The sequence below is a fragment of the Photorhabdus sp. HUG-39 genome, from assembly GCF_963878365.1.
Lineage (GTDB): Bacteria > Pseudomonadota > Gammaproteobacteria > Enterobacterales > Enterobacteriaceae > Photorhabdus > Photorhabdus kayaii.
The window spans coordinates 134,449-157,735 of the sequence record NZ_CAWNWY010000007.1 but is presented as its reverse complement, the minus strand read 5'-3'; the positions used below and the strand labels follow the sequence as shown (position 1 = coordinate 157,735).

At 41.4% G+C, this 23,287-nt stretch carries 20 protein-coding genes, 2 tRNA genes and 1 pseudogene; 8 read left to right on the top strand and 15 right to left on the bottom strand.

The window, feature by feature from the left end:
- The 5 genes and pseudogenes from AAC155_RS07180 to syd all read right to left on the bottom strand — a co-directional run.
- Positions 1–95, bottom strand: a pseudogene (locus AAC155_RS07180) (IS5/IS1182 family transposase); the annotation flags it as partial.
- Positions 96–1,073: 978 nt separating this feature from the next.
- Complete coding sequence (locus AAC155_RS07175; RefSeq protein WP_205068537.1) at positions 1,074–2,285, bottom strand: MFS transporter; 1,212 nt, start codon at positions 2,283–2,285, stop codon at positions 1,074–1,076.
- A 628-nt stretch (positions 2,286–2,913) separates the two neighbouring features.
- Positions 2,914–3,660 carry a tRNA pseudouridine(65) synthase TruC gene (gene truC, locus AAC155_RS07170; protein WP_113041585.1) on the bottom strand — a complete coding sequence of 249 codons (747 nt, stop codon included), beginning with the start codon at positions 3,658–3,660 and terminating at the stop codon, positions 2,914–2,916.
- A 1-nt stretch (position 3,661) separates the two neighbouring features.
- The gene (locus AAC155_RS07165) at positions 3,662–3,994 is read right to left on the bottom strand and encodes a YqcC family protein (protein WP_011145040.1); all 333 of its coding nucleotides are present in this window, start codon (positions 3,992–3,994) and stop codon (positions 3,662–3,664) included.
- A 522-nt stretch (positions 3,995–4,516) separates the two neighbouring features.
- A complete protein-coding gene (syd, locus tag AAC155_RS07160) occupies positions 4,517–5,071 on the bottom strand; it encodes a SecY-interacting protein (RefSeq protein ID WP_113041584.1) in 555 nt (184 codons plus the stop codon).
- A gap of 139 nt (positions 5,072–5,210) precedes the next feature.
- Here syd and queF point away from each other — a divergent pair, with 139 nt between their 5' ends.
- The 3 genes from queF (at position 5,211) to xni (ending at position 8,371) form a co-directional block, all read left to right on the top strand.
- Positions 5,211–6,059, top strand: a complete 849-nt coding sequence (queF, locus tag AAC155_RS07155; protein WP_113041583.1) for an NADPH-dependent 7-cyano-7-deazaguanine reductase QueF — start codon at positions 5,211–5,213, stop codon at positions 6,057–6,059.
- 122 nt (positions 6,060–6,181) lie between these two features.
- Positions 6,182–7,549, top strand: a complete 1,368-nt coding sequence (gene ppnN / locus AAC155_RS07150; protein WP_113041582.1) for a nucleotide 5'-monophosphate nucleosidase PpnN — start codon at positions 6,182–6,184, stop codon at positions 7,547–7,549.
- 63 nt (positions 7,550–7,612) lie between these two features.
- On the top strand, positions 7,613–8,371 hold the full coding sequence (xni, locus tag AAC155_RS07145; protein WP_113041581.1) for a flap endonuclease Xni: 759 nt from the start codon (positions 7,613–7,615) through the stop codon (positions 8,369–8,371).
- On the opposite strand, the gene AAC155_RS07140 is transcribed toward xni, so the two are convergent.
- The 5 genes from AAC155_RS07140 to prtA all read right to left on the bottom strand — a co-directional run bounded on the left by AAC155_RS07140 (position 8,368) and on the right by prtA (position 14,842).
- Positions 8,368–9,744 carry a TolC family outer membrane protein gene (locus AAC155_RS07140; protein ID WP_113041580.1) on the bottom strand — a complete coding sequence of 459 codons (1,377 nt, stop codon included), beginning with the start codon at positions 9,742–9,744 and terminating at the stop codon, positions 8,368–8,370. The two genes, xni and AAC155_RS07140, sit on opposite strands and share 4 nt — an antisense overlap.
- Entirely contained in the window at positions 9,744–11,072 is a 1,329-nt protein-coding gene (locus AAC155_RS07135; RefSeq protein WP_191214784.1) for an HlyD family type I secretion periplasmic adaptor subunit, read from the bottom strand. The genes AAC155_RS07140 and AAC155_RS07135 overlap by 1 nt, the downstream gene beginning before the upstream one ends.
- A gap of 66 nt (positions 11,073–11,138) precedes the next feature.
- Entirely contained in the window at positions 11,139–12,869 is a 1,731-nt protein-coding gene (locus tag AAC155_RS07130; protein WP_113041578.1) for a type I secretion system permease/ATPase, read from the bottom strand.
- Positions 12,870–12,929: 60 nt separating this feature from the next.
- Positions 12,930–13,334 (bottom strand): protease inhibitor Inh/omp19 family protein, encoded by a 405-nt coding sequence (locus AAC155_RS07125; RefSeq protein ID WP_113041577.1) that lies wholly within the window; start codon positions 13,332–13,334, stop codon positions 12,930–12,932.
- Between the two features lie 53 nt (positions 13,335–13,387).
- On the bottom strand, positions 13,388–14,842 hold the full coding sequence (gene prtA, locus AAC155_RS07120; RefSeq protein ID WP_267483517.1) for a serralysin: 1,455 nt from the start codon (positions 14,840–14,842) through the stop codon (positions 13,388–13,390).
- A gap of 752 nt (positions 14,843–15,594) precedes the next feature.
- Here prtA and AAC155_RS07115 point away from each other — a divergent pair.
- Positions 15,595–15,732, top strand: a complete 138-nt coding sequence (locus AAC155_RS07115) for a hypothetical protein (RefSeq protein ID WP_158536512.1) — start codon at positions 15,595–15,597, stop codon at positions 15,730–15,732.
- 390 nt (positions 15,733–16,122) lie between these two features.
- Here AAC155_RS07115 and rlmM read toward each other — a convergent pair whose 3' ends face one another.
- Genes rlmM through AAC155_RS07100 form a run of 3 tightly spaced genes read right to left on the bottom strand, consistent with a single transcriptional unit; the run spans position 16,123 to position 18,592 of the window.
- The gene (rlmM, locus tag AAC155_RS07110) at positions 16,123–17,223 is read right to left on the bottom strand and encodes a 23S rRNA (cytidine(2498)-2'-O)-methyltransferase RlmM (protein WP_113041575.1); all 1,101 of its coding nucleotides are present in this window, start codon (positions 17,221–17,223) and stop codon (positions 16,123–16,125) included.
- On the bottom strand, positions 17,216–17,611 hold the full coding sequence (locus tag AAC155_RS07105; RefSeq protein WP_112876496.1) for a DUF423 domain-containing protein: 396 nt from the start codon (positions 17,609–17,611) through the stop codon (positions 17,216–17,218). Before AAC155_RS07105 ends, rlmM begins: the two co-directional genes overlap by 8 nt.
- 60 nt (positions 17,612–17,671) lie before the next feature.
- Positions 17,672–18,592, bottom strand: coding sequence for a transcriptional regulator GcvA (locus AAC155_RS07100; protein ID WP_112876495.1), 921 nt, complete (start codon positions 18,590–18,592; stop codon positions 17,672–17,674).
- A gap of 429 nt (positions 18,593–19,021) precedes the next feature.
- Between AAC155_RS07100 and csdA the strand changes: the two genes are divergently transcribed.
- Together csdA and csdE are read left to right on the top strand one after the other, a co-directional pair.
- On the top strand, positions 19,022–20,260 hold the full coding sequence (csdA, locus tag AAC155_RS07095; RefSeq protein ID WP_113041590.1) for a cysteine desulfurase CsdA: 1,239 nt from the start codon (positions 19,022–19,024) through the stop codon (positions 20,258–20,260).
- 20 nt (positions 20,261–20,280) lie between these two features.
- Positions 20,281–20,790 carry a cysteine desulfurase sulfur acceptor subunit CsdE gene (gene csdE / locus AAC155_RS07090; RefSeq protein WP_113041589.1) on the top strand — a complete coding sequence of 170 codons (510 nt, stop codon included), beginning with the start codon at positions 20,281–20,283 and terminating at the stop codon, positions 20,788–20,790.
- A 66-nt stretch (positions 20,791–20,856) separates the two neighbouring features.
- Here csdE and tcdA read toward each other — a convergent pair whose 3' ends face one another.
- Positions 20,857–21,669 carry a tRNA cyclic N6-threonylcarbamoyladenosine(37) synthase TcdA gene (tcdA, locus tag AAC155_RS07085; RefSeq protein WP_113041574.1) on the bottom strand — a complete coding sequence of 271 codons (813 nt, stop codon included), beginning with the start codon at positions 21,667–21,669 and terminating at the stop codon, positions 20,857–20,859.
- A gap of 48 nt (positions 21,670–21,717) precedes the next feature.
- Positions 21,718–22,815 carry a murein transglycosylase A gene (gene mltA / locus AAC155_RS07080; protein ID WP_113041573.1) on the bottom strand — a complete coding sequence of 366 codons (1,098 nt, stop codon included), beginning with the start codon at positions 22,813–22,815 and terminating at the stop codon, positions 21,718–21,720.
- A 223-nt stretch (positions 22,816–23,038) separates the two neighbouring features.
- On the opposite strand from mltA, the gene AAC155_RS07075 reads away from it, so the two are divergent.
- Positions 23,039–23,115 (top strand) — tRNA-Met (locus tag AAC155_RS07075).
- A 90-nt stretch (positions 23,116–23,205) separates the two neighbouring features.
- Positions 23,206–23,282: transfer RNA gene (locus AAC155_RS07070), tRNA-Met, on the top strand.
- The last annotated feature ends 5 nt before the right edge of the window (positions 23,283–23,287 follow it).

Sequence of the window (23,287 nt, the reverse complement as noted above, 5' to 3'; positions counted from 1 at the left end):
TGTGTGCCTAGCGGATGCTGAGTTTTATATTCGGGGATAAGTGGCGCCATTTTTCCCCAAAGTTCATCACTGAGCCGCCATTTATTGTTTGCCATATTCTCTATACCTTCAGAAATTATCCGTTATAGAATATGATAATTCCTTTTGGGATAGGTTCTTAAACTCTATTTCAATGAAAATAATAGTAGAATGAAATTACTAGAGTGAATGAAGTAAATACTGCATAAGGATGATGATCACCATGTTTAACAATAGAGCTGTTGTGCTGAGTATACTATTAAGTGCCGCAAATATTACCGGCTCATCGGGTCTCATGATTTGGGTAGATACCGTGCTTAAAAGCGGAGGAATGATTTTATCTGTTTACTTGGCATTATAACAAATTCTGGCATACTCTATTTGCTATTCACAATTATGGTATTTTTAGCTAATACCATTATGCAACCTATTTTTTTCTCTTATCTAGGATTATATTCAAAAAACTCTCTTTATACTTTGGGTATGCAATCAGGTATTTATGTATTTATTACTATGATCATCCTTTTTTATACTATTTATTTAGGTGTTGGCGTTGAAGACATCATTTCTGGATTTACAATATTACTAATTTCTTCAATAGTTATTTCGACTATTTTTCACTTTACCATTAACTCTAAAAAAACAATAAATCCAACATAATTATTATATTAAAAAAATTATTGCGCAATGAAGAGACATAATAATGATGGGTATTTCACACGAACAAAAATCAACCGCACTGACTAATAATACAGTCTAACTTCCTTTTTCAATAGAAGAAACATTCATAGTTTTCAACGCTGATTTTGCATCATTTTAGACTACAATCAATAAGGGGCTTCAATTATATCATCTGAAAAATTCAAATATTTATATACTTACAGAAAATATTTATTTTATGCCAAGTGATGAGGATGATATAGATACCACACAATTGAAAGATACGCTATTACAAATGCTTATCTTAGTAATTATGAAAGATAAAAAGCACCCTAAAGTGCTTTTTATAAAATCATTGATGATAAGCAGTAAAGATATAATAATCATACCCTATATTAGCTTGCTAATACCTTTTTATTTCTAAAGTAAGTACTGAGTAAAGTAAAGAAAGTAAAAAGCATCAATAATATCCAACTTAAATTATAGCTACCTGTAATATCTCTTAATATCCCTACTAATGGCGCAATAACAATCACAGAGACTTGGTTAGCAGTCATAGCCAAACCTAAAGCAAATCCCATCCTATCTTTAGGAGCTGTATCTGCTATATAAGCGACCCAAGGGCCATACCAACCTACTCCAAAGAAACCAAGTAAGATCATTAATGAGAATAAAAAATAATAACTATCAGTTTTAATAAAAAATAAAATCGTGACTCCAATTAAAGAACAAAATAAGCAACATAATACTTGAAAATATCTATTTGTTTTTGTTCTGTCACTCCAAGCAGCTAAGGCTATTCTTCCTACACCCCCAGAGACAAGAGCTGAAAATAATAAAGTTGCACCTATAGATGGCGAAATTTTTAGCTCTTCATAAAAATAAGAAATTAGATAAATAACCACACTATATTGAACGGCTGTTAAACAAGCCCCAGACAACATAATATTAAACATCGCAGGTTCTTTAACCATTAATATTTTATTTCGGATAGTCGATATAATATTAATGTTCCGTACTTGCTTTGCTCTAGGATCTTTATCTTTATAAAAGATAAAAAAGAGTGTAGCCCCAAAAATAGCAATGCATCCACTAGCAAAGAAAGCAAAATGCCAATTAAAACGTATTGCCAAAAATGGTAGGATTAAACTCGCTAAAGCCCCTCCTAAAGGTAATCCTGCTTGTCTAATCCCCATAGCAAAACCTAACTGACTTTTTGGAAACCAATTAGAAACGGATTTGGCTCCACCTGGTTGCGCAGAGCTATATCCAATCCCAAGAATAAATAAGAGTATGAGAATCGCATAATAGTTATCAAAAAATAGGGTAAAACATAGAGTCATTCCAACTAAGAAAACACCTATACTTACCACGTACTTTTCATTAAACCTATCAAGTAATTCTCCAACTACTAGTAAACCAACTAATGGTGCAAGTTGAGCAGACGAGACCAGTAACCCAATTTGGAATGCAGATAACGACATCTGTTGTTGCAACAATGGCGCGATAGAACCTATCCCTTGAACAAAAAAACACGCACATGCTTGCGTTATCGTAGCTATAAATAACACTGTCCATTTATAACTTTCAATATTTTGATTTATCACGAATTAACTATCCTAGAAGATCTTTATAAAAAATCACGGTAGATTCACTTTGCTCAAGCTTAATTTCCTTAATATATGTCATCTTCCTACTCTAATATAGTTAATATAATAAAGACCAATTTGGTTCAGAGGATTTGTATTATTTTTCAGTTTAAAACCAAACTGTCTTTACATTTATTTACATTTTTATTCTTTCTAAAATTTTATTTTATTCATAACTTTCAAAAAGTTATATTCACCTTTATGGAAAAAACATCTTTTTTCAAATAGAACAAAAATATTTCCGAAAATAATATTTAAATCCATTTTTTCAAAAAATTATGCATTTTTTATTTAAATACTAACGTAATATGCGAATACTAGTACTACAGCCGTAGATACCAGAAAGTTGCATTTTCCTTGATGCTCACAACTCTGAGAAACCGCATGAATTAAGCTTTTCTGTGGGTGTCTTTTCTGTTGAAAAAAGTAAGTACGGCTGTAGTACTAGCTTTTTTGTTGTTTCCGCACGAAGCATATTCAAAGTCAGATCATATACAAGCCAGAATTTCAACTGTATTAAAAACCCTATCGGGCTTTTATCCTTATAACGTAGCCCCCATTGGACAAGGGTTAACGAAGGCTTTCGCTAATGACTATCATATTCCAAATCGGGGATAATACCTTGCCAGCCAAATTGTTGTATTAAACGCTGCCATGATACATCCCATTTTGCCGTAAGCGATAATTTCTCACCCGTAACAGGATGATTCAACTCAAGACAACTGGCATGAAGCATCAACCGGCTGGTTTGATAATGAGCAGCAACCCCTCTGTTTTGCCGTAAATCGCCATGCGTTGTATCACCAATAATGGGGTGACGAATATGTGCCATATGGCGTCTTAATTGATGTTTTCGGCCTGTTTTCGGTGTCAATTCCAACAAACTAAAACGTGATGTAGGATAACGACCTATTTCTACCGGACACTCCACCGTTGCCAGTGGTCGGTAATAAGTCACACTGGGTTGAGCCTCTTTATCACCCTCTGCAAATTTATCCGCGATCTTATCCAGCTCCTCAACCAGAGGGTAATCAATAATAGCTGATTCCAACACATAACCGCGCACGACGGCGTGATAAGTTTTTTGTAACTGATGATGTTCAAACTGTTGAGAGAGCTGACGGGCAACATCGCTGGAAAGCGCCATCAGCAATACGCCTGACGTCGGTCTATCCAGACGGTGTACAGGGAAAACATGCTGACCAATCTGATCACGCAATGTCTGCATAACAAAGACCGTTTCATGACGCGCCAACCAGCTACGATGAACTAACCACCCCGCTGGCTTGTTAACTGCCACAATATGATCATCCTGGTATAACACTTCCAACATATCAGACGTTATCCTGCATAAATAAGCGATCCAACGCACGAAGATGTTCAAACAGTTGCTGGTAACGCCCGGTAGTATCTTCTTTATAAGACTCCTCAAAGTAAGGCGCGATAGCAAATGCCGTAGGCAACGCCAATCCCTGCTCCAACAATGCATACATTCTCGGAATCAATACCCACTGCAACCACTCTTCAGCTAACATCCGATCAATGGAAAACGGCTCAACACTTTCGAAAGCTTCCGGTTTAGGCGGATGACTCTGCCACAGGTCAATTTCCCTCATGGCTTCTTCAATTAACTGTAATTTATGCAGAATTTGTTTTGCAGTACTCATATTTTCAGCCTGACTCAATTTTTATTCAAAACAACCAAGCCCGCAAGAATACCATCGATCCCCCTTAGCTGAAAATTTGCTTGCTCCACCAAATAAGAGAAGGGAGCGCACAAGCGCTCCCCTTAAGTTGATTTTATAGCAGTCCCGCTAATAATATGCTCCCTGCTCACTCCTTGACAAATTGTCCCTAGTTGGTTATCCGTTACCCATCATTTTATTTATGTTGCATACGATCCTGTTATGCATTTGTCATCCTGACCATCATCACTCATCTGTCCTTGAGAAATTGTGCGCAATGATTCCTTTCCTGCTGAGGACAGAATGAATTAATTCGTTCGATGAAACAAGCTACACATAATGGAACTAGTAAGTCAGGGCAAAGAATAAAATCTGTGATTATTTATAGACTATTGAAATAAAATGAAAATAATAAACTAATGTGAAACTTACAAAAGTAAACAATGATATCTCTTACATGAAGTGTAAGAGATATCTCACAAAGGCAGCGTTAAAAATCGGGGCCTAACGCATAAAGGCAGGTTCAATTGCGCCAAGAAACCCAATTAAGTCGGTAAATAAGCGCTTTCGTTTATGACTGCCAAACTGTTCCAAGATCACTTCACCGGTCAAATTACACAGAGAAATGATACCCATATCATCTGATTCCATCGGCGCAATAAACGCCGTTGGCAACAGTTTCAGCCGTTTCTGTGTCACCAAATGTCCTATCAAGTTTTCCTGTAAACGGATAAAGTCATCCTCACTCCAAACCTGAATCAAACTAAGCCGTTGACCTTCAAACGTTACCGTCATATCACCGGCCAATTGTGATGTATAAAAATCATGAATTGCTGGCTGCAATTGTATATCCAGTGCAACTTCGACGCTATTCAGCTTATCCTCTAAAGGAAAAGGCTGAGGAAGCCAATAAACTTCGTTGTCACCAGTTTGGGTAATACAAGGTGATGGTACACCATAAAGTTCACGGCTTGCAGGAGGGGTTCCGGTTTCCTTCTGCCACAAATCAACATAACAACGGGTAAAATTAGACAACGCTTCTGTAACATTAGAAATCATATTATTTTCAACCAGTAACTGTTAGGGTGTACTTAGCAATTTTATAGTAAACCAAAAATGAGCGAACAAATAAAATTCAGACAAACGCGCTAACTTGCTAAACTTAAGCAACCACTATTATCAGATTTTGAGGAATAACATGTCGTTATATCGGGATCACCAAGCTCTTGAGCAACTTACTCTGGGTAAAACCACTTTATATCGTGACCAATATGATGCCAGCTTATTGCAAGCTGTACCCCGTAATATGAACCGTGAACCGCTGGAAATTTTCCCTGATAATTTGCCATTTCATGGCGCTGATATCTGGACACTGTATGAACTATCATGGCTGAATAGCCGCGGTTTGCCACAAGTTGCTATCGGACATGTTAGTTTAAATGCAATAAGTAAAAACCTGATTGAATCTAAAAGTTTTAAGCTCTATCTGAACAGCTTTAACCAAACTCGTTTTGAAAACTGGCAAGCCGTCGAAGAAACACTACAGCGCGATCTGGCTGCTTGTGCTGAAGGCAAGGTGGAAGTGTCACTCTATCACTTAGATCATTTCAATAACCAGCCAATCTCCGCTTTTACAGGTGAATGTATTGACGATCAGGACATTGAAGTGACTGAATATGATTTCAATCGTCATTATCTGCAAGATGCAGCACAAGGCCCGCTGGTAGAAGAAGTTTTGGTTAGCCATCTGCTGAAATCTAATTGCCTGATCACTCATCAACCTGACTGGGGATCTGTCCAGATTCACTACAAAGGGTTAAAAATCAATCGGGAAGCATTGTTACGTTACTTGATATCATTCCGGCATCACAATGAGTTTCACGAGCAATGTGTCGAGCGTATCTTCAGCGATTTACAACAATTATGTGCACCAGAAAAGCTCTCAGTCTACGCTCGTTATACCCGTCGTGGGGGATTAGATATCAATCCGTGGCGTACAAATAGTGAAGGCTTTGTTCCAGAAACAGGCAGATTGGCACGTCAATAAATCCGTTCTAAATCTGCTTTCCTAAACGCAATTCGTGAAAAATAAGCTGAAATAGGGCATGTAATACATTCAGTTTAGTGATATTGATATGTAATCCATACACGGTATACAAGGAGTCATTCTTGATCACACATATCAACCCACTCGGCTCGATGGATTTATTATCTCAACTTGAAGTAGATATGCTAAAGAGTACCGCAAAAAGTGATCTGTATCGCCTGTTCCGTAATTGCTCACTGGCCGTGCTCAATTCAGGTAGCCAAACCGATAATAGCAAAGAGCTGCTCTCTAAATACACCGATTTTGAGATTAACGTATTGCGCCGTGAGCGCGGAGTAAAACTGGAACTGGTGGATCCACCAGAAGATGCATTCGTTGATGGAAAAATTATTCATTCACTACAAGCTAACCTGTTCGCAGTGCTGCGGGATATCTTGTTTGTTCATACACAGATTACCGATCCAGAACAACAGGATTATTCCGATTCAGAGCATAGCGCGCATATCACCAACAGAATATTCTCTATTCTGCGCCACGCCAGAGCACTGCATACCGATGAAGATCTCAACATGATCGTCTGTTGGGGAGGCCACTCAATTAGTAAGCAAGAGTATCAGTATGGCCGTAAAGTCGGTAATCAGCTTGGGTTACGTGGACTGAATATCTGTACCGGCTGTGGTCCCGGAGCAATGGAAGCACCGATGAAAGGTGCGGCTGTCGGCCATGCCCAACAGAATTACAAAAATAGCCGTTTTATTGGTATTACCGAGCCATCAATCATTGCGGCTGAACCCCCAAATCCATTAGTGAACGAGTTGATTATCATGCCAGACATCGAAAAACGTCTGGAAGCTTTTGTTCGTATCGCTCATGGTATCGTTATTTTTCCAGGAGGTGTCGGTACAGCAGAAGAATTGCTTTATTTGCTAGGTATTCTGATGAATCCAGAAAATCAGGAGCAAATACTGCCATTGATTCTTACCGGACCGAAAGAGAGTGAAAACTATTTCCAGGTTCTGGACGAATTTATTGTTCATACATTGGGCGAAGATATACGACGCTACTATCACATTATCATTGATAATGCGCCTGAAGTTGCCAGAATAATGAAAGAAGCGATGCCATTAGTGAGAGATAGCCGCCACAGTACCGGTGATGCATATAGTTTTAATTGGTCAATGAAAATCAATTATGATTTGCAACAGCCGTTTGAACCATCTCATGAAAACATGGCGGATCTTAATCTCTATCCTGATCAACCCCCTGAAAAACTGGCAGCATCACTACGCCGGGCTTTTTCTGGAATTGTTGCAGGCAATGTAAAAGAGGTAGGTATTCAAGCGATTGAAAAACAGGGTCCATTCAAAATCCACGGTGATGCTAGGATAATGCGCCATATGGATAAGCTACTGAAAGACTTTGTGGAACAGTACCGAATGAAACTACCGGGAGGTACTGCCTACGAACCTTGCTACGAAATCATCAAATAAAATTACCTGAAAAAATACCTGCGCTCCACGGATGGAGCATTATGCTATTTAAAGTGATCCCATATGATACACCTTCTCATTGTTGACGCTCTTAACCTTATCCGACGCATTCATGCTGTACAGGGTAGTCCATGCATTCCTGCTTGTGAACATGCGCTACGGCAACTTATCCAACATACTCATCCCACGCATGCCGTTGCAGTATTCGATGAAGAGAATCGCAGTCACAGTTGGCGTCACCAGATATTACCTGACTACAAAGCCGGCCGTTCGCCCATGCCTGACAATCTGCAACAAGAAATGCCACAAATCAGAGCATCATTTGAACAACAAGGGGTCACCTGCTGGCATGCCAAAGGGCATGAAGCTGATGATCTGGCAGCAACACTAGCCGTAAAAGTGACTTCCGCTGGTCACAACGTGACGATTGTTTCTACTGATAAAGGTTATTGCCAATTACTTTCACCCAATATCCGTATCCGTGACTACTTCCAGAAACGCTGGTTGGATATGCCATTTGTTCAACAAGAGTTTGGCGTTTTACCAGAACAACTGCCTGATTATTGGGGGCTGGCGGGGATAAGTAGCAGTAAAATTCCGGGGATTCAGGGGATCGGGCCGAAAACCGCTGCCACTTTACTGCAACAGGCCGGTACACTGGATAATCTGTTCCAGAACCTCGACCAACAACCCGATAAATGGCGCAATAAACTAGAATCAAATCAAGAAATGGCGTTTATCAGCCGGGAAGTTGCATCATTACGTACCGATCTGGCTTTAAATGGTAATCTGCAACAACTCCGACTGACAACAGCAACCTAACGAAAATACTTCGCTATCTTATCCAGATGTTCGCCTTTTAATTCTCCGGCCTCACTAAGCAGGCCGATCCAAGCCTTAATATAATTATATTTTGCTTGTGAGAGATCGCGTCGAGCAGTATATAACTGCTGTTCAGCATTCAAGACATCCACATTAACCCGCTGCCCAAGCGCAACACTTTTACTGGTCGCATCTACCTGTAAGCTAGCTGATTCAACCGCCATTTCATAAGCACTAATCCGTTTTTCACTATTTAAGTACTGATTATAATTGCGGCGTAATGCATTGAGGACTTCTCCAGCCTGAGCATCAAGATCATATTTAGTCTTGCCATAGTTGGCCGCCGCCTGACGTACAGAGGCAGACGTAGCACCACCATTATAGATATTCATGCTCATCCGTAAGCCAATGGTATCGGTTCGATATTTTTGATCTACGGTATTATCGCTGCTGGATTCGTTTTCAGAATGGGAAGCATAAAACTCCAGCTTAGGTAAATAGCCTGCCCGATTACGCTGTACTTCATGGTACGCGGCTTTCACCTCCTGACGCGAAGCGGCCAGGACCGGATTGTTGGCTAATGCCAATTCTTCCCACGCCTCATAACGTTCAGGTAACAACTTCAATATCTGGAATCGTTTTTTATTTGACAACCGTTGCACCGGTAAATCAACAGGGAGAGAGACACCCACAATGAGCTGTAAACTTCGGATTGCCGCATCCAAATCGTCTTTAGCTGCTATCTCATCAGCAATCGCCTGACTGTAACGAGATTGTGTTTCCACCACATCAGTACGTGTCCCTTCACCAGAAATAAACAACTTTTTATTCAGTTCCAGTTGTTTTTCATAAGCCATTTTCTGCCGTATGACTAAATCAATCTGATCCTGTGCATAAGCCACATCTACGTAAGCATTCACGACCCGAACAGCCAATTGCTGAAAATCTGCCCGAAAACGCTCATTACTCATCAAGGTGTGAGCTTGACTGGCTTTATAACGAGCCCATATTTCAAAATCGATCAACGGCTGAGTCAACACAACAGCCGCGTTATAACTGCTATATTGGCGATCCCGACTGCTAGTTGTCTTCCTACCCCAGAAGTCATACCCAACAGACTCCATATGTTGCCAATTCCGCGGTGAATTTTGGTAAGACATTATTACTTTAGGTAACAAGTCAGCTCTGCCGAGCTTTTCATACTCTTCACCGCCTTCCCGCTCTTTCGCTGCGGCAAGAAAAGTAGGATCATTTTCTAACGCCAGCGCATAGGCTTCAGTCAAACTCAATGCCCATGCAGGAAAAGAGAACAAGCCGACACAGAAAAAAATCAGCAAACCACTTGATAAAGAAGCATTATTCAGTTTCATCATCACTCCTCTATCAACGATGTTGAAGCCCGATCCAACAATGGCTTAAACAGATAACTTAACAGAGAGCGGGAACCCGTTTTGACAAAGACCTCAACCGGCATCCCTGGCCTGATATCCAACCCTTTCAGTTTTTCCATTCCCTCAGGAGAGACAACCACTCTCATCTGATAATAAGGTTGACTGGTTGCTGGATCGACCAACCTATCTGCGGAAATCACGGCAACTTTTCCTTCAACTTTTGGCGTCCGATTCTGGTTAAAAGCGGTGAACATCAGATCCACATTCAACCCTTTACTAATCTTATCTGCCAAATTAACCGCAACACGAGTTTCCACTTCAAACGCCATCTGGTCCGGCAGAATTTCCATTAGTTTTTCGCCAGGAGCAACAACCCCACCTTGGGTAAAAATATTTAATCCCACCACCGTGCCGTCAACCGGCGCAACAATTGAAGTATGAGTCAGTTCAAACTGGGCTGTATCTAGCTTATTTCTATATTCACTGGCAGAGACCTGCACCTCTGCTAATTGTGTGCGCACTTCCCGCTGATAGTCTGCTTTGCGCTGAATAATACGCTGCTGTGTTTCCTGTAATTGCTTTTCAAGCTGACCCGCTCGTCCTTCCATTTCCGCTATGCTGCTGTTGAGTTCAGCCTGCTCACGCAGAAGTTCCAGATAACGATTACGCGGAAAATAGCCCTCATCCGCTAAAGATTTCAGATTAGTTATTTGCTCTTTAAGCGCCGCCTGCTGCATGCGTTTACTGAGAAAAGAAGATTTCAGCCCTTTAATTTGGAAATCTATTCCTTCGACAGATTGCTCAAGCCCTGCCAAGTCGCTTCTCAGTACTTCACGGCGTGATACAAAAAGTTGTTTTTGCAGTTCGATAATCTCATTCACCCGTGGTTCAGATTGTAATTGCTGTAATATGTCGGGGAAAATTAACGCTTCATCACCATGCTGTTCGGCTAATAAACGGGCTTCCGTTGCCAGCGTGGTATACAGTTGATCTTGAAGTGCATCGACCTGTGCCTTTGCCTGCACCTGACTGAGCTGGACGAGTGTCTGACCCGCTTTTATTGTTTCTCCTTCAACAACCTTAATCTGGCTGATGATACCGCTTGCCGGGGCCTGAACTGTTTTACGATTACCATCCACAACCACCACACCTGAAGATGCAACCCCTTTATCCAACGGTGCTAACGCGGCCCAAATGAGAAATCCCAGTATCCCCACACCAATCACTAACCATCCTAGTCGTAAAAAATGCCTTTCTTCCAAAGGCAACAATCCTTTTTCATCTCTTACCGGCGTAATCTGATCAGACATATCCACTCCCGGACAGAAATCTCCGTCTCAGCTATTTGATATTATTATCATTAAATGCACATTTACCTATGATGCCTGTGGGACTGCCTTAGTCGCAGAATGTTCCTGACTATTATTCCTTTGTGATAAAGCGGCCATCACCTGTTGAGATGAACCGAACATCTTCATTTTCCCCTGAACCAGTAGCAATATTTTGTTTGTCTGTGATAGCAATGAGGTGCGGTGAGTAATCACAATCACTGTCTTTCCTTGTGCTTTTAACTGAAAAATCGCCTCATTCAATGCTCTTTCCCCTGCCTCATCCAAGCTAGAATTAGGCTCATCCAACACGACCAATGACGGCTCGTCATATAATGCACGAGCAAGGCCAATTCGCTGTTTCTGCCCACCAGATAATCCAACTCCGCCAGCACCAATCACGGTGTCATAGCCCTTATCAAGTGCTAATATCAGCTCATGAACGCCCGCTTTCCTTGCCGCCTGTACCACCTTTTCTGGCTCCACTTCATTAAAACGAGCAATATTTTCAGCAATAGTGCCACCAAACAACTCAATATCTTGCGGTAAATAACCGATTGAGGAGCCCAGTTCATCTTTATTCCACTGATAAATATCTGCATTATCCAGACGAACAACGCCTTCCTGTGCCGGCCATATTCCAACCAGTAACCGGGCAAGAGTCGATTTCCCAGACGCACTGGGACCAATTAATCCCATCACATCACCGGCATCCAACGAAAAGCTAATATCCTGTAAAACAACCTTACTGTTTCTTCCCGGCGGCGCTGCGGAAACTTTATCCACGGCTAAACTTCCTTTTGGCGCCGGCAATGACATTCCCGGTTTACGTTCCGGTTGTTGTTCCAACAGGTTGGTTAACCGTTGCCATGACAAACGAGCACCACTCCAGCCTTTCCAGGCTTGAATCAGTTGTTCAATCGGTGAAAGTGCACGTCCCATCAAAATTGAAGCCGCAATCATCATACCCGGCGTAATATGCCCACCAATCGCTAACCAGCCCCCTAATCCAAGGATCAGTGACTGCAAGGCCAAACGCACTGTTTTAGTGACTGAATTAATCACTGAAGCCCGCTCACTAGCAATGCGCTGGAAATCCAGGAAACGCTCATGTAATCCAAACCATCTCCGACGTAGCACCGGCAACATACCTAACGCCTCTATGACTTCGGCATTACGTAAATTAGTGCTAGCAAGACTTGCTGAACGTAGAGAGAGTTTACTGGCTTCGGATAACGGCTGACTTGATAACCACTGATTCAATACAGCCAAGGCAATCAATACCAGTGCACCGCCCAGTGACAACAGACCAAGCCAGGGGTTAAAAAGAAAAATAACGAGCAGATAGATTGGAAACCAAGGGGCATCAAAAAAGGCAAACAAGGCGTTACCCGTCAAAAACTGGCGGATATTGGCCAAGTCATTGAGCATCTGACCAGCATCAGTAGTGCCATTTTTCAGATTCGATTCATAAGATGCGGTATAAACCCGGTTATTCAGCTTCATATCAAGCTGGCTGCCAATACGGATAACAATCATGCTACGGATATATTCCAGCATTCCCATCATGGCAAACATGCCGAGGGTAATCAGAGTCAACATCAGCAAAGTGATTTCATTGCCCGACGGCAATACTCTGTCATAAACCTGCAACATATAAACAGACGGAACTAACATCAGCAAGTTAATAAAAGCAGTGAACAACCCGATAGCCCAGAATACCCGGCTACGAGCACGAATGACATCAGTAATTTCATCCTTCGGGAGCAGTAGTTTCACACTATTTCCTTATTTTTATTTTTTTAAAAATATAACTATCTGATGTTAATGTTTCCTTTCTTATTCATTTTTCTTATTAGTCTTATTGGGCTTTATCATTAATTCCCGACCATCGGCAAAGCGGGCAAACCAACCATCTGGCTCATGAGCAAAAAAAGCCAAACCACTCCCCTGTTCATCAGTAATTGTGAGTCCATCTGGAGTTGGCCGCCAACCGGCAGGCACTTCGCCAAACATATACGCTAAACAATCGTTATTACCATTAAGTGACCAAATTGATCCCTCTGGTAAGGGATGGTCAGTCAATAACACATCGCATTGTTGATGTTTATCCGACAATTGCCACACGCCTTTCAATTCACTCGCGTGTGGGAGATCAAGACTACCAGCCATACTTCCTCCGCTAATGCTGAATGTCAGAGCAACAAAGAATGCAAATTTCAGATACCAAGCTGCAAAAACCATGCCGCCTCCAAACAAATAACCGCATCTAAGTCAGATGCGGTTGTGTTGTTGTGTTACGAAAGGATGAAATCAGACTCTAATATGGGTTCTCCAACAATCTTCACCCAAAAATCATCGTAGGAAAATTTACCGCCCAAATTAATGGCGAAATCATTCACCTTATCAACCGTGTTATAACGAAGCACAGCTTCTCCGACTTCCCCCGTGAATTCCCTTACAAATTTAACGCCACCCTTCCCGGCGTCACCCAGATCAAACAGTGATACATCAATCTTGTCTTCACCGGAAACAAAGTCATGGATCCAATCACGCTCAAGAGGAGGTGATTCCTTGGCACTCAGGTAGACAAAGGTATCTTTGCCTTCCCCACCCCAAAGATTATCTGCTCCCAAGCCACCGTAAATGATGTCATCACCCGCGCCACCTTTCAGAGTATTGGCGGCATCATTCCCGATTAAAACGTCATTACCACTGCCACCAATCGCATTTTCAATCGTGACACCACGGGCAATAGAGACGTTTCCTTTCAGCCCACCGACATCAGAGAAAGAAGCTTCATTCAGATTGATACGTTGATCCTGAGTAAAACCAGAGAAATCAAACGTATCATTACCCCCTGTATCCCAAGCGGTGAACAACAGTTTGCTGTTCTCATCTTTTGCGGTATAGAAGTCACGATCTGTGTTGGAATTAAAACCATATACTGTGTCATCAGCACGGATGGTACTATTCGCGCCGTATACCGCCTGAATGGCAGAAATATCGTTGAGTAAGGGTGCAGAAGAATAAATACCTTTAAAGTCCTGACCCGTATTTTTCTCACCAAAATAACTCATGATGGTATAAGCACGGCTATCTTCAAAATAAGTAGCGCTGTTCTTATAAGACGGGCTGACCTTATCAGACGCATTATAATCAGCCGGATGTTGCAACCCTAGAGTATGGCCAATTTCATGCGTAAACGTCTGACGGCCATAACCATTCACGTCGATATCGTTGTTTAAGAAAGTACGGCTTTTCGCGTTATACCAAGTTCCTATCTGTGTCTTCTCGGGGGTTGGCAGATAAGCAAACGCATAGCTCCCCGTCAAGCTAACATCAAAGAATCCAAAGGTGATATTTGCCTCTTTGACATCAGTGGTTTCAACGAAATTAATATTAGCAACATCAGCCCAAGATTGTATTGACAGTTTTGCAGCCGCTTTTTGTTCTTCATTAAATGCTGAAAATTCAGAAATATGCCACGGCATATTATCCGGCTTACTCTCCAGGAAAGTATACTTTAATTGGAAAGCGTTAGATTTATCGTCGTCCTGATGCCCCCAACGATAATCACCCCGGATTAATTCTTTAGCAGCATCTTTACTAGGCTCATGCTCAACGACAATATTAGAATCTTTACCTGGTATATAAGCCTGTAACCATTTCAGCAACTCATTTGCTTTTTCTGAACCGCTAACGTCTTCCGAGTATGAAATTTTCTTCTTTAAAGACATATATTTCTCCATAAATTCAGGACTTAGATGTAAAATTCTTTTTATTTAATTAAATACAAGTCAATAAAACCTGAAAACAACAGACCGCCCTTGGTCATACAAATTAACAACTAAAATCCCTTTCACATAAACGTAACACTAAAGTTAATTATGTAAAAAGCAATTAACATATTTTTTTAATATAAACGTGATAAAAATAACATAAAACAAATAAACGATTGTTTTATATAACATAACTCTTTAAGGCGAAAAAAATACCGCTAATTTCTTAGCGGTATTTTCTTACGAATTAATTATCTATTTATCTAACTATCTATGAAGTAAACTTTAAAAAATTTATAACATTATTATTAATAATTTTAATCTGAGATTATCCCAAGCCGTTATATAAATAGACAAAATCAGAATAATCGACCACCTTTGACTGCAATATTGAACGATATGACTCATATGAAAAGGCCCTAAATCAGTAAACACCTATATATTATTAATAAATTAACGAATCAATAAATTAATAACAACTTGATTAAATAAATAAAAAACATATATCACAGAGTAGTTAATATTTCATTTATTATAAAGCACTCCATCATAATATAATTAAATTATATTTTTGGTTTTTGAATATAAAATAATAATATCAACATAGCTGGTTAATTCATAAATATATTAAATATAAAACAGCAATTTAAATCTATACCCTATGGATTTCAAGTTGCATCGCGACGGCAAGGGAACGAATCCCCGGGAGCATAGATAACTATGTGACCGGGGTGAGTGAGTACAGCCAACAAAGAGGCAGCTTGAAAGATGACGGGTATATATCAAATAAACATTATTTATATTTAACATTACAATTAAACCCCATATTTAAAACATTAATAAAACCAATTAAAAAATAATCTATTGCATTATTTTCCATTTTATAATCTTAATTTATTGAATTATTTCACATTAATTTCACGTTTAATTAAACGCTTATAATAATATATTTATTTTTATATTTACCTTAAATGAAGTAAAAAAATCAACAATTTTACGACATAAATCATACAATATTCATTGTTACATTAAATCATAATCACCACACACATAGAGTATTATGTAATACTTTCTTAGCTAAAAAATTAATTAAATCATTCTAATACACTCATTTTACTTCGCACGGTAATAAGAGATAAAATGCAATAATGCTATTCAATACTGAAAAAAAACGCCTCAGGATATAGCTGAGGCGATTTAGGAAATCTTATTTTATGAGTTATTCCAGAATGATGATGAACAATAGTGAATCAGTAATCATTCCGGCTAGCTGCATAAGCAGACCAAATACGACGAACATGAACCGTTATTTCTTCCCTGTCATGATAAAGGTGTTTTGCCTGAATTTGTGCATTTATACCCCCCTCTTTTAATTGCAAGTTCATTTTATGCAAATTATGAGCAACTTCTTCATAACGCTTTTTCATGGGTAATTTAAGATTAAAAATAGCTTCCCGGCACCAGCCATTAACTAACCAATCTGCCATTAACTGCGTCACTTTTGCTGGTTTTTCCACCATGTCGCATACCAGCCAATAAATGTTTTTTGTCGAAGGCTCAAACTTAAAACCATCAACTTTGTGATGTTTAACTTGCCCCGTATCCATCAAACTTTTCGACATCGTGCCATTATCTACCGCATGAACCATCATACTACGTTTCACCAGTTGGTAAGTCCAACCACCAGGGCATGCACCTAAATCAACCGCATACAAACCGCTAGCCAACCGCTCTTCCCATTCGTCATGTGGGATAAAAACATGAAAGGCTTCTTCCAGTTTTAATGTTGAACGACTTGGTGCATCCGAAGGAAATTTCAACCGAGGAATACCCATATAAAATGGCGAATTATTGTTACTGTAAGAATAACCAACATAACAGCAACCCGGAGCGATAAAGAAAACGTGTATCACCGGGCGATTAACGTTTTCCCGAATCTGCAAGATCTTTTCCTGACGCATAGCATTACGCAGCGGAACAGTAAATTTTCGACAGAATTTTAATAACTCTTTACTTTCATTAGTATCAGGCACCTCAACCCGTAATTCACCTGCACGCTCAATGACACCATGCAGCATACCGACAATCGGGCTTATCCGATCTTCAGGAGGTAAATCTCGCAATAATTCACCCACGACCAGCATCTGGCGGGCAAAAATCAGCTCCCGAAATGGGATCTCACGAATCAGCCGATCGGCATCTTCATATTGATAACACTCAAACAGGACATAACCACTGTTGTCTTTCACCCGGGCAAAACCGTAAATCTCTTTTTGACCCGCCTTATCAGTGATTTCTGCTGCACACTCTTTTTCAAAACCAGGGCGGCAATATAAAGCAATTTTATTCATGGCGAAGCGCCGATTTCCTTAGACGCAAAGCGCCAATTAATACTAAAAACCAGCCGATAAGAAAGCTAAATCCTCCAACTGGCGTAATATAAGCGAAAAATTTAACCTGCAATAAAGCCATACAATAGAGACTGCCACTAAACAACAAAATACCTACTGCAAAAAAAACGCCACTCCAGTAAAACCAGAGCACAACTTTACGCATTAGCATGGCAGACATCGCCATCATTGCCAGAGTGTGAATCCCCTGATATTGCAGACCGAGATCAATCCAACTTATCTGATATTTTTCCATCATCGGAGATAATAAATGTGACCCTACAGCACCAAACGCCACATAGAAAAACCCACTGAAGCCAGCAAAGATAAGCATTAAGCGACTATTCACTGTTATCTTCCTTTTTCTTCTATCTGAGAGCTCTTACAGCTCGAATGCCTTATTCCGCTCTTACTCATTGGTAATAAAGCCCAATTTCTCCTGCTCACTGGCTGCCTGTGCCAAAACCCATTGTCTGAATGCGGCAATTTTCCCCAATTCAGCCTGATTGTCATGACAAACAAGGTAAAATGCATTCTTACTCACTAACACATCATTAAATGGGCAAACTAAGCGCCCCGCATCAATTTCAGTCCGAGCCATGACATTATTTGCCAGTGCAATACCTTGCCCATGAACAGCGGCTTGGATCACCATTGCACTATGGCTAAATATCGGTCCTTGCTGAACATTTATCTGCTGCTGCATATCAAGCTGGCGTACATACGCTTGCCAGTCACGACGAGAAGAATCGTGTAACAACGTATGACGCGCCAAATCTGCGGGGGTCTTCAAAGGATTTTCTCCAGTCAATAACGAAGGAGAACAAACGGGAAGCAAATATTCTGCGTAAAGACGATCAGTGCGTAACCCCGGCCAATTTCCACGACCATAAAATATGGCAACATCAACATCATCAGCAAGCTTATCTTCTTCTCTGTCTACCGCCTGTATTCTGACATCAATGCCGGGATAAGCTAAATTAAAGCTGGACAACCTTGGAACCAACCACTGGATAGCAAAGCTAGGTGAAAGGCTAACCGTCAAAGCTCCTTTGGCACTTCGAGCTTGAAGTTTACGTGTTGCTTCATTTATCGCCGTGAATATCTCTTTAATGTCCAGATAGTAGCTTTGACCTTCTTCAGTCAACAATAGTGATCGATTGCGACGACGAAACAACTTCAATCCAAGAAAATCCTCCAGACTTTTCATCTGGTGGCTAACTGCGGCCTGCGTCACAAATAACTCTTCAGCCGCCTTAGTAAAACTTAAATGGCGCGCTGCGGCATCAAAAACCCGCAACGCATTAAGTGGAGGTAAACGTTTGGACATGTGAGCCCTTATGTAATGTTGGCGATACCGGTAACTCTTTATATTTAGTTATTAGTTTTTGTAATCCGAATCATTATAAATTGTCCATTGAGGATACACCAGTAAATCCCTATAGTGGCGCCACTTCCTAAGCCGGAACGAAAAGTGAATCAGCTTAACGCTATGAAACTTTTGGCTTTGTGGTTGTGATGTTGTGTTTGCAAGTTGTCTGGGAAACCGGACCCTGTAGCTCAAGCTACTGTTTTTTTCACTTTCTGTACATTTACCCTGTCTGTCCATAGTGATTTTTTAATGCACCGCAGTTGCGGTGCTTTTTTTTTGGCATAAGGCGTGGAACGTGGCAATATTATTCCATGTAATAACCTATCCATTTTCAGCCAGAAACAAATGGTTAAGCCCCATCACCACCAAAACAAAATTAATACATCTATGAAAAAGTTCGAACCAGAACAGTTCCGCCAGCAATTTCCAGCGCTACAACAATTTCCATTACAACAATTTCCATCACAACAACAGACGGTATTTCTGGATAGTGCAGCCACTGCACTCAAACCACAAGCCATGATAAAGGCAACTCAAGATTATTATCGAAACAGTAGCGCTACCGTACATCGTAGCCAACACAAAGCAGCACTGGAAATTACATCCCGCTATGAACAGGCCCGGCAACGAGTTGCTGAATTCATTAACGCCCCAAAAGCTGAAAATATTATCTGGACAAAAGGAACAACAGAATCCCTCAATCTAGTTGTTCAAAGTTATTTCCGCCCTCATCTCCAGCCCGATGATGAAATTATCGTGAGTGAGCAGGAACACCATTCCAATCTGATACCGTGGTTAATGTTGGCAGAGCAAATCGGTGCCAAGGTTATTAAATGGCCTTTAGGCAATGACAAATTGCCTGATATCAACATTTTGCCTGAACTGCTAAACGAACACACCCGATTGATAGCCATCAGCCAGATGTCCAATGTGACTGGCGGAGCAGTTGATCTCGCTGCAATAACTGCAATAGCACACCAACATGGTTGCCTGGTCGTTGTGGATGGTGCCCAAGGCGTTGTTCATAATCCCATTGATGTTCAACAATCAGATATCGATTTCTACGCATTCTCTGCTCATAAACTCTATAGTTCGAACGGCGTTGGTATACTTTACGGCAAAAGTGAGCTTCTTAATGCTATGTCTCCTTGGCAAGGTGGCGGAAAAATGCTTTCCCACACTTCATTCAGCGGTTTTATACCCGAAGCGGTACCTTTCCGGTTTGAAGCGGGTACACCGAATGTTGCAGGTATTATTGGTTTTTCTGCCACGCTGGAATGGTTGAAAGATATTGATATTGCCAAAGCCGAAACCCATGCAGTCGCACTTGCTGATTATACCGAAGCACAACTCTCCGCTTTACCCGGATTTATCAGCTATCGCATTGCCGGTTCCAGCTTATTGGCTTTTAATTTTACCGACATCCATCACAGTGATTTGGCCGCCATTCTGGCAGAACAAAATATTGCTTTACGTTCCGGTCAGCATTGCGCTCAACCCTTGATCGAAGCGTTAGGCATCAGCGGCTGTTTGCGCGCCTCCTTTATGCCTTACAACAACCAACAGGATGCCGATGCTTTAATTCAGGCAGTAAAATTTGGCCTTTCTCTATTACAGGATGAATGAATTACAGGACGAATGACATTATGACTCAAACCGCTGAAAACCGGATTGCACCACACCCATTTGGCCGGGAAATCAGCCAACAACAGCTCATTGCAACCTTTGACCAATGCCGCCAATGGGAAGATCGTTATCGCCAGTTAATCTTACTGGCAAAGAAACTGCCCGCATTACCAGAGAACTTGAAACAGCAAGACACTGAAATGTCCGGCTGTGAAAACCGGGTTTGGTTAGGGCATCAATTACTACCAGATGGCGATTTACATTTTTATGGTGACAGCGAAGGCCGCATTGTAAAAGGCCTGCTGGCGGTAATCTTAACTGCCGTAGAAGGCAAAACACCGGAACAAGTTTTAGCAACTAACCTATTGGCACTGTTCCACCAACTAGGGCTGGAACAACAGATAAGTGGCTCACAGTTAAACGGCGTCAAATCGCTAATCAATACTGTGCAGAACGCCGCAACATCTTATATACCCTATGGATTTCAAGATGGATCGCGACGGCAAGGGAGTGAATCCCCGGAAGCATAGGTAACTATGTGACCGGGGTGAGCGAGTGCCGCCAACAAAGAGGCAACTTGAAAGATAACGGGTATATCAAAGATCACCCTGACGTTGCGCTTTAGCCACCATTTTTTTCAAGGCATAGGAAACCGCAACAAATCCAAATGTCGCCGTGACCATCGTTGCGGCACCAAAACCAGAAGCGCAATCCATACGCTTAGCTCCCTCTGCGGTACTTTTCGCGGCACAAACAGAACCATCACTCTGCGGATAAACCAATTGCTCGGTTGAAAACACACAATCGATGCCCAATTTACCTTTGCCATTCTTCACAACACGATAATCAGATTTCAGCCTTTCTCGCAGTTTAGCCGCTAAAGGGTCCTGAACCGTTTTTGCCAAATCAACAACCTGAATCTGTGTAGGATCAAGTTGCCCTCCTGCTCCACCGGTTGTCACCAGCGGAATTTTATGGCGGCGGCAATAAGCCAACAGCGCAGCTTTCGGCCTGACACTATCGATAGCATCAATCACATAACTAAATCCAACCGCCATCATCTCTTCAACATTATCGGGTGTGAGAAAATCATCAACACAAGTCACTTTGCACTCTGGATTAATTGCCAGAATACGCTCGGCAATCACCTCAGTCTTTGGTTGCCCAATATGCTGTTTTAAAGCATGTAATTGGCGGTTGGTATTGGTGATACAAACATCATCCATATCAATCAAGGTGATCGCACCGATTCCTGTACGAGCCAAAGCCTCAGCCGCCCAGGAGCCAACACCACCGATACCCACGACACAAACATGAGAATGGCAAAACAAAGAGAGCGCTTTTTGACCATATAAACGGGCAGTCCCCGCAAAGCGCTGCATATATGCATCAGAAAGAGAAGTTTGCATTACTGAATATCAATCCTGAAAACCTGTTATAAAATTTATGAAAAGCAATCACTGATTTACCATCAACATGGTCGGCGGCGCTTTTTTTAACACCCAAACCCGACCATAGTGGTTATAGAAACCGGCCGCTATACCCGCCGCCCCACCAATACCATGATAGATATCGAAATGATGTCCCTTTATCGCCCCACCAACATCCAATGCAACCATCAGCCGCATCTGGTACTGACCGGTAAATTTACCCTCTCTATCCAACAGAGGTATCTCTGCTAACAGGGTTGTTCCTGGTGGAATAAGCATTTTATCAGCGGCCACAGAAGCTTTTGCAATTAAAGGAACACTACTCGCACCTCGTACCGGCGCATAGTTTTCAGGTTTAAAGAAAACAAATGATGGGTTCTGCTCCAACAGCTCACGGACTTCTGCCTCACTGTGAGATTCTGTCCATTTACGAATCGCCAGTATAGAGATATCTTCCTGCGCAATTTCTCCGCGCTCAATCAGCAACTTGCCAATGCTCCGGTAAATATGCCCATTCTTACCGGCATAACCCAAAAGAGTCAGTGGCTCACCATCACCAAAATCGACATAACCACTCCCTTGTACCTCCATAATATAATTATCAATCAGTGAACGACTATAACCAATAATCAGACTGGGGCTAAGAGCGCCATTGTCTATTTCAGTTCGGCTTGGTAAACGGTATTTACTCTTAGGCGGCATCCGGTACAGAGGATATTTAAATTCCCCCTGTTTAACACGACGAGCTTGTAACACTGGCGTATAGTAGCCGGTAAATTGGACGTTACCGTAATTATCCACACCTTCCATCTGGTAAGCGCGTAAATTAAACAGATTCAACTTACTGGTTTCACCACCCGCTAGCATCCAGTTTTGAACAGCGTCAAAAGTTAAACTATTACGATTATACAGACGAGGAGCAGACTGACTAATCAGCGCAACCTGCTCTGAAAAATCCTTTGCATTAACTGGCTTACCCTGCGCATTAGGTTGATTAACCAGCCGTAAATCCTGAGCAATATGACCATCTCTATATTGTTGGCCCTGTTCTGTTGGGCGAGAATGACATCCAACCAACAGTGAAATCACGGTTCCACACAACAGATACTTACCCCAGTATTTCATTGTTGTTTTCTCTCTTACCAACATAACTCTGTGGCGAACAAAATACTAAACCAATAGAAACGATGAAACTTACCATAAAAAAAATAACTTAACAAAACAACGACACAAACGAATAGAAAAACATCAATACGCAGAGTAACTAATCAAAAACGTAACGAAACAAACAATAATTAATAAAAAAACTTGCAACAGATCTTATCCTGAGTATAGTGCCCGCATCGGACGCGGGATGGAGCAGCCTGGTAGCTCGTCGGGCTCATAACCCGAAGGTCGTCGGTTCAAATCCGGCTCCCGCAACCAATACTATAAAGTAGTTCAATATTTGCGAATGGAACCGATTCCAGCAGGCGCTAGTGATGCAGGAAAATACAAAGTAGGTTCTAATACGGACGCGGGATGGAGCAGCTTGGTAGCTCGTCGGGCTCATAACCCGAAGGTCGTCGGTTCAAATCCGGCTCCCGCAACCAATTTT